Source organism: Sphingomonas kyeonggiensis, from assembly GCF_014204495.1.
Lineage (GTDB): Bacteria > Pseudomonadota > Alphaproteobacteria > Sphingomonadales > Sphingomonadaceae > Sphingomonas > Sphingomonas kyeonggiensis_A.
In genome coordinates, this window is sequence record NZ_JACHLN010000002.1 from 1,236,353 (window position 1) to 1,248,150 (window position 11,798).

At 65.6% G+C, this 11,798-nt stretch carries 7 protein-coding genes; 3 read left to right on the plus strand and 4 right to left on the minus strand.

Going from position 1 to position 11,798, the window contains the following annotated elements; translation table 11 throughout:
- Positions 1–10: 10 nt before the first annotated feature.
- Together HNP52_RS13440 and HNP52_RS13445 are read right to left on the minus strand one after the other, a co-directional pair.
- Positions 11–865, minus strand: coding sequence for an SMP-30/gluconolactonase/LRE family protein (locus HNP52_RS13440; protein ID WP_184167880.1), 855 nt, complete (start codon positions 863–865; stop codon positions 11–13).
- Positions 865–2,667 carry an IlvD/Edd family dehydratase gene (locus HNP52_RS13445; protein ID WP_184167882.1) on the minus strand — a complete coding sequence of 601 codons (1,803 nt, stop codon included), beginning with the start codon at positions 2,665–2,667 and terminating at the stop codon, positions 865–867. Before HNP52_RS13445 ends, HNP52_RS13440 begins: the two co-directional genes overlap by 1 nt.
- A gap of 119 nt (positions 2,668–2,786) precedes the next feature.
- Between HNP52_RS13445 and HNP52_RS13450 the strand changes: the two genes are divergently transcribed.
- Positions 2,787–3,707, plus strand: coding sequence for a Gfo/Idh/MocA family protein (locus HNP52_RS13450; RefSeq protein WP_184167884.1), 921 nt, complete (start codon positions 2,787–2,789; stop codon positions 3,705–3,707).
- A gap of 97 nt (positions 3,708–3,804) precedes the next feature.
- On the opposite strand, the gene HNP52_RS13455 is transcribed toward HNP52_RS13450, so the two are convergent.
- Positions 3,805–5,667, minus strand: coding sequence for a family 43 glycosylhydrolase (locus tag HNP52_RS13455; RefSeq protein WP_311768464.1), 1,863 nt, complete (start codon positions 5,665–5,667; stop codon positions 3,805–3,807).
- Positions 5,668–5,768: 101 nt separating this feature from the next.
- Positions 5,769–8,558, minus strand: a complete 2,790-nt coding sequence (locus HNP52_RS13460) for a TonB-dependent receptor (protein ID WP_184167886.1) — start codon at positions 8,556–8,558, stop codon at positions 5,769–5,771.
- A gap of 401 nt (positions 8,559–8,959) precedes the next feature.
- Between HNP52_RS13460 and HNP52_RS13465 the strand changes: the two genes are divergently transcribed.
- Both HNP52_RS13465 and HNP52_RS13470 read left to right on the plus strand, forming a co-directional pair.
- The gene (locus tag HNP52_RS13465) at positions 8,960–10,531 is read left to right on the plus strand and encodes an arylsulfatase (protein ID WP_184167888.1); all 1,572 of its coding nucleotides are present in this window, start codon (positions 8,960–8,962) and stop codon (positions 10,529–10,531) included.
- Positions 10,532–10,592: 61 nt separating this feature from the next.
- A complete protein-coding gene (locus tag HNP52_RS13470; protein WP_184167890.1) occupies positions 10,593–11,720 on the plus strand; it encodes a hypothetical protein in 1,128 nt (375 codons plus the stop codon).
- Positions 11,721–11,798: the final 78 nt, after the last annotated feature.

The window sequence follows — 11,798 nt, forward strand, 5'->3', positions numbered from 1 at the left end:
CCTCTTCTCCTCAACCGCGATAGAGTTGGGTCGCCAGGCCGCGGCAGCCTGGATCGACCTCGAACAATGCGCCGCCATGGGGCTCGTCCACCCCATCGCCCGCCGATGTGACGAACATGCGGTCGAGCCCCTCGCCCGCAAAGGTGCAACTGGTGATCTGGCTCGCCGGCAGCGCGATGCTGCGCATCCGCGCGCCTTCGGGCGAGAAACGCGTGACGCAGCCCGCACCCCAGCAGCCGACCCACAAACAGCCCTCGGCATCGAAGGTCATGCCGTCGGGATTGCCCCATTCGGGCTGGAACGCGATGAAGGGCGTGCGCGGCCCCAGCGATCCGTCGTCGTTGATGTCGAAGCGGAAGATCGTCGCCAGCGCGGTGTCGGTATGGAGCAGGAAGCTGCCATCGGCGGCGACCGCCGGACCGTTGGCGATCGTATAGGGCCCGTCAACGCGCGTCACTGTGCCGTCGGTATCGAGCCGGTAGAAGCTGCCGGTCGGATCGCTGCAGTTGATCGACATGGTGCCGGCCCAGATGCGGCCCTGCGTATCGGCCTTGGCATCGTTGATCCGGTTCTCGACCCGGTCCGGCTCGGGATTGGCGAGCAGGCGTGTGGCGCCGGTTTCGGGATTGAAGCGAAGCAGGCGGCGCCCCAGCCCGATGACGAACCCGCCCCGCTCGCGCTCGATTGCCCAGCCGAGATAGTCGTCGAACACCCAGGCACTGATCGCACCGGTTCCAAGCGACAGCCGGTTGAGCCGGCGAGAAAGGATGTCCGTCCAGTAGAGCGCGTTCTCGCGCGCCGACCAGAGCGGCCCCTCGCCCAGGACATCGCGACGGTCACGCTCGACGATGCGGACCAGGCTCATCAGTGGCTGTCCCGCGGCACGCCGTATTTCTGGGCGATGCGCTGATACTTCACCGCATTCTCGAACACCGCGCCGCCATCGAACTGGCCGACCAGGCTGCGATGGATTTCCTGCCAAGGGGTCTGCGCTTCGGGCACATAATCGATGGCGAGCGCAGCGCGGCGCGCGGCGAGTTCGGCCTCGTCCACCAGCATGTCGGCAGTGCGGTTCTTCAGGTCGATACGGATACGGTCGCCGGTCTTCACCAGTGCCAGGCCACCGCCGACGGCCGCTTCCGGCGCCGCGTTGAGGATCGAAGGCGATCCGCTGGTGCCCGACTGGCGGCCATCGCCCAGGCAGGGCAGCGCATGCACCCCGGCGCGGATCAGCGCGACCGGCGGGCGCATGTTCACCACTTCGGCGCCGCCCGGATAGCCGACCGGCCCTGCCCCGCGCATGATCAGGATCGAATGGTCATCGGCACCCAGCGCCGGATCGTCGATCCGCCTGTGGTAGTCCTCGGGCCCGTCGAACACGATCGCCGTGCCTTCGAACGCATCGGGATTTTCGGGATCGGATAGATAGCGGTTGCGGAACTCCTCGGAGAGCACCGAGAGTTTCATCACCGCATTGTCGAACAGATTGCCCGAAAGCACGGTCAGGCCCGCGGCCTGCTTCAGCGGCGCATCGAGCGGGAAGATCACATCGGCATCTTCCACCGTCGCGGCCCCAACATTCTCCCCGATCGTCTTGCCGTTGACGGTCAGCGCGCTGCCGTCGATCAGCCCGGCGCGGAGCAGCTGCCCCATCACCGCGGGCACGCCACCAGCGCGGTAGAAGTCCTCGCCCAGATACTTGCCCGCCGGCTGCAGGTTCACCAGCAGCGGGATCTCGGCGCCGTGCTCCTCCCAGTCGGCCAGGCTCAGCTCGACGCCGATATGGCGGGCGATGGCGTTGAGATGAATCGGCGCGTTGGTCGAGCCGCCGATCGCCGAGTTCACCCGGATCGCGTTGAGGAAGGCCTGGCGGGTCAGCACGTCCGAAGGCTTGCGATCGGCATGCACCATTTCGACGATCTGCACGCCGGTGTGATAGGCGCATTCGGCGCGGTCGCGGTACGGCGCCGGGATCGCCGCCGAGCCGGGCAGCGACATGCCGAGCGCCTCGGTCAGCGAGTTCATCGTCGTCGCGGTGCCCATGGTGTTGCACCAGCCGGTCGACGGCGCCGAGCTGGCGACCAGCTCGATGAAGCCCTTGTAATCGATTTCGCCGGCCGCGAGCATCTCGCGCGCCTTCCACACGATCGTGCCCGAGCCGGTGCGCTCGCCCTTGAACCAGCCGTTGAGCATCGGGCCGACCGACAGCGCGATCGCCGGGATGTTCACCGTGGCGGCGGCCATCAGGCAGGCCGGGGTGGTCTTGTCGCAGCCGATCGTCATGACGACGCCGTCCATCGGGTAGCCGAAGATCGCCTCGACCAGGCTGAGATACTGGAGATTGCGGTCCAGCCCGGCGGTAGGGCGCTTGCCGGTCTCCTGGATCGGGTGGGTCGGGAATTCGAGCGCGATGCCGCCCGCGTCGCGGATGCCCTCGCGCACGCGCTTGGCGAGTTCGAGATGGTGGCGGTTGCACGGGGTCAGGTCGCTGCCGGTCTGGGCGATGCCGATGATCGGCCGGCCCGATTGCAGCTCCTCCAGGCTGATGCCGAAGTTCAGGTAGCGCTCGACATAGAGCGCGGTCATGTCGGGGTTGGAGGGATCGTCGAACCAGGCGCGCGACCGCAGATTCGGGCGCTCACCCTCGACTTTACCACCGCCGGACATACAAAACCCTCTTCCTGAAACCGCAGCCGTTCACTGGCGCGTTCGCACGTAACGGCGCACTTGATAGAGCGGATCACGGCGGATAGGAAGCATATATATCGTATAAAAGGGAGTTAGGGGTGGATCGCTTTAGGCTCGGCCTGGTTGGCATTGGAAAAATCGCACGGGATCAGCATCTTCCGGCCGTCGCCAGCAACGACCGCTTTACGCTGGCGGCAATCGCCAGCCGTCATGGCCAGGTCGATGGCGTGCCGAATTACCTCGATACCGCGGCGATGATCGCGGGGACCGCACTTGATGCGGTCTCCTTCTGCACCCCGCCCGAGGGGCGCTACGAGCTGGCGCGGATCGCGATCGAGGCCGGCAAGCATGTGATGCTCGAGAAGCCGCCGGCGGCGACGCTTTCGGAGATCGAGGCGCTGGCCGATTTCGCCCGCGCGCGGAACGTGACGCTGTTCACCAGCTGGCATTCGCGCGAAGCCGCCGGTGTCGGCCCCGCCCGCAACTGGCTGTCGCGCCGCGAGATCAAGGCCGTGCGCATCCACTGGCGCGAGGATATCCGCCGCTGGCACCCGGGCCAGGAGTGGATCCTTGCCGCCGGCGGCTTCGGCGTGTTCGATCCGGGCATCAACGCCCTGTCGATCGCCACGGCGATCCTCCCCGCCCCGCTCTTCGTCGAAGCGGCGACGATGGACGTGCCCGCCGGCCGCGCCGGTCCGCTCGCCGCCGAGCTGCAGCTGCGCTGCGGCGGTGCGAGGGGCCATGCCTCGTTCGATTTCCTCCAGACCGGCCCGCAGACCTGGGACATCGAAGTCGATACCGATGCCGGCACGCTCCGCCTGTCGCTGGGCGGCAGCGTGCTCCAGCTGCCGGGCGAGGCCGAGTGCACCGAGCCGGACCAGGAATATCCGCGCCTCTATGCCCGTTTCGCCGAGCTGCTCGCGACCGGCGGCAGCGATGTCGACCTGCGCCCGATGCGCCTCGTGGCGGACGCGTTCCTGCTGGCCGAGCGCCGCGAGATCGAGGCGTTCGCGTTCTAGGCCCTTATCGTCATCCCGGCGAAAGCCGGGATCTCATGCGGCGCTTTCCCCGCACCGCGCCTCCGCTTGCAATGTAGGAATCCCCACCCCAGAAAGATCAGCGCTCGATCGGGGGCACGCGGATGCTGTCCTCGCCGATCAGGATCGGCACCAGGCCGAAATGGCGGCGCCAGGGGGCGGTCGTGTCGTTGCCGAACATCGTGTACCAGTACTGGCCCGTTGCGTCGCGGAAGGCGGTGCCGTGGCCGCCATGCGGTACGGCGAGGCGGCGCTTGGTGTATGGGCCGAACAGCGACTTGGAGGTGCCGTACATCATGTCATAGGTGCCGTCGGTGCGCAGCGGCCCGTTCCATTCGGCGCCGGTCAGGAAATAGGTATCGCCGACTTTGATGAGCCCGTTGCCCTCGTAACCGACATTTTCGCCGTCGGTATCGACCAGCTTCCTCACCGGCCCTTCGAATCCCTCCCGTGTCGCGCCCAGCTTGCCGATTTTGCCACCACCCCAAAGCAGGTAGAAGCCACTCTCATCCTCGAACGGGAAGGCATCGATACCCTCGAAGAAGTAGCTCGAGCGGGTGTTGACGTACGGCCCGATGGCGTTGCCGCTGGTCGATTTGAACAGCCACGACTTGCCCCCCACCCCGCGCTCCATCACCGAGAAGGCGAGGTAATAGGTCTTGTCCCGGGCCGACCAATGGATCTCCGGCGCCCAGAGCTCGGCGACGTTCTTGAACTCGTAGCCCAGCCCCTTCCAGTCGAAGATCATCTTCGAAGGGGACCAGCTCTTCAGGTCGGTGGAGCGATACAGGGTAACCCCACCCTCGGGATACTGGAAGCCGAACCCCTTCTGGGTCCCGACCAGATAATAGGCCCCATCCCCACCCATCATCACGGAAGGGTCGCGCATCATCTCGGTTGTCACCAACGGCCGCCGATCCGCCACGGCACTATTCTCGGTCAGCACCGAAGCGGCCTGGCGGATGCGGCCATCCTCGGCGCGCTCCAGGGGGACGAGGCCGACCTGCTCGCAGAACATCGCGAAATCGTCCTCGCAGCGCGGATTGTAGCTGGCGACGAGCCCGCCGGCCCTGGTGCGCACGACATTGCCCTGCCCCGCATGCGGCACGGCGAGCATGCGCTTGCTGAACGGGCCATAGGGCGATGGACCGGTCGCCATGTAGAGATCGTCGGTGGCGGTGCGCATCCGACCCGTCACTTCGCTGGCGGTGATCACATATTGATCGCCGTCCTTGAACATCGAGGCGCCGGCCTTGCCGACGCGCAACCGTACGGGCCAGTCCTTGCCCGCCGGCGGATCGACCTTGAACAGCGCGGGATCGGGCTTGAGGAAGCGCGGCGCGTCGGCGAGCTTCGAGACGTCGGCGGCCACCTTGGCGATCATGCCGCCGTTCCACAGCAGGTAGCTGGTGCCGTCGGTGTCGATGAAGGACGACACGTCGGCCACGTCACTCACCAGGCACGGGCTCTCGGTGAAACCGCCCTTGAGATTGGCGAGCGAGCCGCGGGCGATGTGCGCGCAGCCATTGTCGTCGGCGAAGGCGAGCTGGACCAGATCGCCCCGGATCTGGATGTCCGGCGCGACATAGCGGTGCCCGGCACCATGGACGACGCCAAGCGCGGTCCAGTTCTTGCCGTCATCGGACGAGGACCAGAGCTGGATGCCATCGCGGCGACCGTCACGGATCACCGTGCCGGTGACGAACCAGCGCCCGTCCGCGGCCTGGGCCACCGAGGCATCGGTGATCGCATGCGCGGCGAAGAAGGATTTCACCGGCATCGCGTCCGCCGCCGGCATCACCGTGGCGTTCCGGTCCTGCGAGGGGTGGTCGATGAAGATGTCGTCCGCCGGTGGCCGGTTGGCCGGCGCCGCCTGCTGGGCGAGCGCCTGTGCCGGGATCAGCGAAGTCGCGGCGAGCGCCGCGGCCAGGAAATGCTTCACGATGTCGTCCTCGTGTCCGTCAAAACAAAGGGCGGCGGCGCTCGGGAAAATCCTTCCGTCGCGACGCCGCCCATTAGGTCAGGCTTACGTCGTCCCGGCGATCAGAACCGGAAGCGGATGCCCGCACGATAGACGCTCTCCAGGAAGCGCGTCTGCCATGCATAGGCCTGGCCCGCCGCATTGAACGTGCGGTAGTTGCGGTAGGCGCCGCCGGCCAGGTTGTTGACGTTGAAGCTTAGTGTGATGTTGTCGGTCGGCTGGAGCGTCGCGGCAAAGTCCATCGTGCCGCGGGCATCGACCGTGATCGGCAGCGTCGGGCCCAGCGGTGCCGGGTTGCCCAGCGCCGGATCGGCAACCTGGCCATAGCTGTCGATGAAGTCGCTGCGCCAATTATACGACAGACGGAGCGAGAGTACCTTGTTCTCGTACCAGGCCGAGGTGTTGATGGTGTGCTTCGACGTACCGGCGATGCGCTGCAGGCCAGGCAGCGTCGCCGCAAGGCTCGGCGCCAGCACCGACTTCGCGTCGAGATAGGTGTAATTCACCATTCCGCCGAAGTTGCTCATCCAGTCCGGCAGCCACGGCGCGCGCAGGAAGCTGCGGACGCCCGCCTCGATGCCCTTGATCCGGCCCGCACCGCCATTCTGCGGCTGGCTCATGCGCAGACGACCGAACTCGGCATCCGCCACGTCGGTGGTGAACGTGTTGATGAAGCCGTTCACGTCCTTGTAGAACCCGCCGACCGTAAGCGCGCCGCTGCGGCTGAAGTAATATTCCACCGACGCGTCATAGTTCTTCGAGGTGGTCGGCTTCAGGTCGGGATTGCCCGAGCTGGCCGAGCGGATGCAGTCCGCCCCGTTCGGATCCGCGCAGGTGTTGCCGGTCGGCAGCGCACCGATCGTGATCGTCGGGTTGAGCTGGCCGAAGCCGGGACGCGTCCGCGTCTCGGTATAGGCGATGCGCATCTGCAGCTTCGGATCGAGCTTGATCCGCATGCTGACGTTCGGGAGGAAGTCGCTGTTGCTCGATGATGTCGAGATCGGCGTCACCGTGGTCACCGCCGTGGCACCGGTGCCGGTGGTCGAGCGGCGCAGGCCGTTGATCGCGACATCGGCCTGGGTGGCACGCACGCCGATCAGGCCGTCGAACGGAACGCCCGCGATCTCGAACGCATACCGCGCCTGGACATAGCCGGTGTAGAGCTTCTCGTTGCTCGTATAGACCGGCGAACCCCAGGTCGGGTCACCCTTGGCCAGCGTGGTGGTCACGCCGTTGACAGTGAGCGTGGTCATCGAACGCAGCGTATCGAGATTGGCGATCAGGCTCTCCCGCGTCGGCGAGAGCCACGTGCGGATCGACGCGGCGCTGTCGTTGCGGAAGCCGCCCGCCGCCGGCTGGATGTTCAGCATCGACGCCAGCACGGAATAGGTCTGCCCCGCAGGCGCGGCATAGGTCGACTGGGCATAGCTGTACGAATCCGCGTCGCGGTTCGAGAAGCGCAGGCCCGCCTGCAGGTTGGTCAGGATGAAGTTGTCGAGCTTGTAGTCGAGGTCCAGGCGCCCCTGCCAGCTCTGGCCATGGCCGCGGTTGCCGCTCTGGGTCAGGCCGGTCCAGCGATAGTTGCCGAGATTGTAGAGGTCGTAGTTGATCAGGTTGACGGTGCCGCCGCCCACGCCCTCAGACGTGTCGAACTCGAAATGGCGCGCCGGCGACGAGGTCAGCGTGTAGTTGAACGCGACGTTGCGGTTGATGAAGGTCGACTCGGTATAGGCAACGTCACCGGTCAGCTTGAGCCGGCCGCTCTTCCAGATGAAGCCGCCGCCGGCCTGATAGGTGTCGGTCGACTGGTCGTTGATCTGCTGCGCGCCGGTCGGCGCCGCACCGGTGCCCGCCGCCGCGTCGAAGCTCGCGGCCTGGTTGGTGCCCGGGATCAGCGTGATGTTGGTCAGCGTGGCGGCATCCCCCGACACGACCTGGAGGTTGTGGCCGTCGCCGCGTCCACGATAGCCCTGGTACAGGCCGTCGAGATAGATTTCGAGCGTGCTGCTCGGCCGCCACTGGAACGCCGCATCGACATTCGGGCGCCAGCGCGTCGCCGAGGCATAGTCGGTGTTGACGAAGTTCGGGTAGCGCAGCTGCGGATAGCCGGTGATGTTCGTGCGGTTGCGGATGTCCTGCGCGACCGCGCGCGAGGAATCGATGTACTTGGTGTCGGCGTAGGACCCCTCGATCAGGAAGCCCATCTCGCCGATGCCGGTCTTCCAGCGGGTGCTGGCCAGCCCGTTGGCCTCGATGCCCAGGCGCTGCGACTGGTACCAGTGCACGCCACCGAGATAACCGGTGACGCGGGTACCCTTGAAGTCGAACGGCTTGCGCGACTTCACGTCGACCAGGCCGGCCAGCCCCGCCTCGAGCAGATCGGCGCTGGCCGACTTGTAGACGTCGATGCGGGCGATGCTGTTCGACGGGAAGTCCTGCAGCTGGACGAAGCGGCCTTCCGCGGTGAACACTTCGCGGCCGTTATAGGTGGTGGCGAGATCCGGCAGGCCGCGGATGCGCACGCCCTGCGCCACGCCGGCATCGCGGGTCACGGTGACGCCGGGGATGCGGGCCAGCGATTCCGAGGCCGTGACGTCAGGCAGCTTGCCGATGTCCTCGGCGACGACCGAATCGATGATCTGATCGGAGTCCTGCTTCACCGACTGGGCGGACTCGAGGCTGCGGCGGATACCGCTGACGATGATCTGGTTCGTGGCCGGATCTTCCTGCTCCTGCACGCCGATCTCGGCGGTGTCCGGCGCGCTATCCTGCGCCATCGCGGCGACCGGCATCGTTGCCAGGGCCACCGCGGAGCTGGTTGCGAACAGGAAATAACGATTGAGATTAATCACTTATGCCTCCCCATTATCATTCTTTTTCAAACTTATCTATCTGAATTATCATACCAGAATCCATATGACAAGCCGACCCATTTCGGACCAGAAGTTCCGCATGATCTCAACAGGTTGCATTAGTTGGCCGGGCCGCCTTGGCCAAGGCGACTCCCCAAGGCTACCGCGTTAGCATGCCGAAAGGCACGCAGACACCGATCCGAGCGATTGACGCTCCTTGGCTCGGCGTCCTGCCATCACGAGTTCACGCTTCGCTTATGCATGAGCGTGGAGAGACCAATCTGCCGATCCCGCTCCGCCCGCCCAAGCAAGCTTTCCTTCAATGCGATAATTTGCTTGTGATCTGATAAATCCTATCCTTAGATAGGCGGCAGAACGAATGAATATTGGGAGGATAGACGATGAAGGCAGCAATAACGCGTCGCGGCATGTTGCTGGCCGGCGCCGCGGCACTGGCCATGCCGGGAGCTGCGCTCGCGGGCCCGAGCCGACCGAACATCATCATCCTCTATGCCGACGACCTCGGCTATGGCGACCTGAGCTGCTACGGATCGAAGACGATCCACACGCCGAACATCGATCGGCTGGCCGCGGGCGGTACGCGCTTCCTCAACGGCCATTCGCCTTCCGCCACCTGCACGCCGTCGCGCTATGCGCTGCTGACCGGTGACTATGCGTGGCGCGCCTCTGGCGTGCAGATCCTGCCGGGCGACGCGCCGGCGCTGATCCGGCCGGGCAAGTTCACCCTGCCGACGATGTTGCGGAGCGCCGGCTACACCACCGGGCTGGTCGGCAAGTGGCACCTCGGCCTGGGCGACGGCAAGGTCGACTGGAACGGCAACATCGCCCCCAGCCCACTCGACATCGGCTTCGACTATGGCTTCTACATGCCGGCGACGCTCGATCGGGTGCCGACCGTACTGATCGAGAACCGGCGCGTGGTGAACCTCGACCCCGCCGACCCGATCGAAGTGAATTATCACGACAAGATCGGCGACGAGCCGACCGGATTCGACCATCCCGAGATGCTCAAGTTCGGCGCCGATCCCGAACATTCGAACACGATCGTCAACGGCATCAGCCGCATCGGCTACATGACCGGCGGCAAGAAGGCGCGGTGGAAGGACGAGGAGCTGAGCGACGTGCTGCTCGGCAAGGCGGTGGAGTTCATGCGCGCCCGGAAGGACAAGCCGTTCTTCCTCTACTACGCCGTCAACGAACCGCACGTGCCGCGCGCGCCGCATCCGCGCTTCGTCGGCAAGTCGGGCATGGGACCACGCGGTGACTCGATCCTCCAGCTCGACTGGACCGTGGGCGAGCTGATGCGCCAGCTCGAGACGCTCGGCATCGCCGACAATACGCTGGTGGTGTTCAGCAGCGACAATGGCCCGATCCTGTTCGACGGCTATCAGGACAAGGCTGTCGAGCTTGCCGGCAAGCACCGTCCGGCCGGCCCGTTCACCAGCGGCAAGTACAGCATCTACGAAGGCGGCACCCGCGTGCCGATGATCAGCTGGTGGCCAGGCCATGTCCGCGCCGGCAAGGTCTCGGCCGCGGTCGTCGACCATGTCGACCTGCTCGCTTCGCTGGCGAAGCTGGTCGGCGGCACCTTCCCCCGGGATGCGGCGGTGGACAGCTTCGACATGCTAGCCCCCCTGCTCGGCCAGACCGATCGCGGGCGCGACCATGTGGTCGAGGACACCAAGCTGATGGTCACCACCGGCACCAAGGTGGCGGGCAGCGGTGCGCGCATCTTCGCGATCCGCGCCGGCGACTGGAAGCTGATCCGCGCCAGCGTGGAGCCGCACGAGTTCCACGGCAATCCGATCGGCACCTTGCCCGTCCACCAGCTCTACAACGTCGCCAACGACCCGGCCGAGAAGGTCAATCTCGCCGGGAAGGAGCCGCAGCGCACCGCGCGCATGGCCGCCTGGCTCGACAAGATCGAACGCGATGGCCGCAGCCGCCCCTGAGCGGACGACAACTACCAGCCAACTGACCCATGCGAGGGCGAAGACAGGGAAGAGGGAAATCATGCGTAAACTTCTGGCAATCGGCGCTGCGGCGCTGCTCAGCCTGCCCGGCGCGGCACTGGCGCAGGGCGCGCTCGGCGCGAACTACAATGAGCATTTCGAGGATGTCGATTATCGCGACCTCCAGAAGAGCGACACGCAGTGGGTCCGGATCTTCCTGCCGATGTTCCAGCTCGATCGCGGCCCCGCCGCCGATCACGGCGCGGTCAAGACGATCCTCGACGTCGCAAGTCACGGATACAAGACCGTGCTGACGCTCAAATTCCCCTATAATCGCGTAGCCTTCCCCAAGGCCGACAGCGAAACCTTCAGGAAGGACCTCGCCCGGCTGGAGGCGGTGCTGCCGCTGGTAATGGGCAAGGTCGACATCCTGGTGATCGGCAACGAGCCCTTCATCGAGAGCCGCCAGCAGGATTGGAACCCCAATTTCAACGCCTATTACGAAGCGCTGGCCAAGGCCGCGATCCAGTATCGAGCGGAACATTGCGGCGGCAGCGCCTGCAAGACCCATCTCTACATGGGCGCGCTCAACCAGACCCAGAACCCGGTGTGGCGGAACAAGACCACCGATCGCTGGCTCGCGTTCATCCAGCAGACGCCCGAGCTCGAAGGGCTCGACATCCATCCGCACATCACGACGATCGAGGAGTCCAAGGCGTTCCTCGACTATATCCTGCCGCGGATGCGCTCCGACCAGAAGTTCCTCGTGCTGGAATTCTCGCTGGTCTGGTGGTGGAAGCAGCACCTCAAGGATCCCGTCCCTGCCGCGTTCGCCGCCAAATATGGCGCTCCCGCCAACGCCCAGACCTGGCAGGTCATCAAGGCCGCGCTGGAGACGCCCTTCTCCAAGCCGCAATGGGACGAGTTCCTGTCGCAGAGCCCATGGTTCGAAAGCCGGAAACATTATCTCCGGAACCAGATGAAGCTCTTTCGCGACACCGGCCGTCTCGCGGTTGCCACCTATGGCTTCAAGCAGGGCAGCTCGATGGTGAACAATTTCGGGCCGGATTCGACGCCCTGGCTGCTCAACAGCGTGTTCGCCGGCCGCACCGTGAAGCCCAATGCGGACGGCAGCTCGGCGTTCAACTATGCCTGGATCGACGACTACAAGGCGCTGCAGAAGAAGTAACCGCCGACACGAAGGGCGCCGGGATGCATGTCCCGGCGCCCTATCTCAACCCAGGTGGAACCGGATCTCGCGCCATGC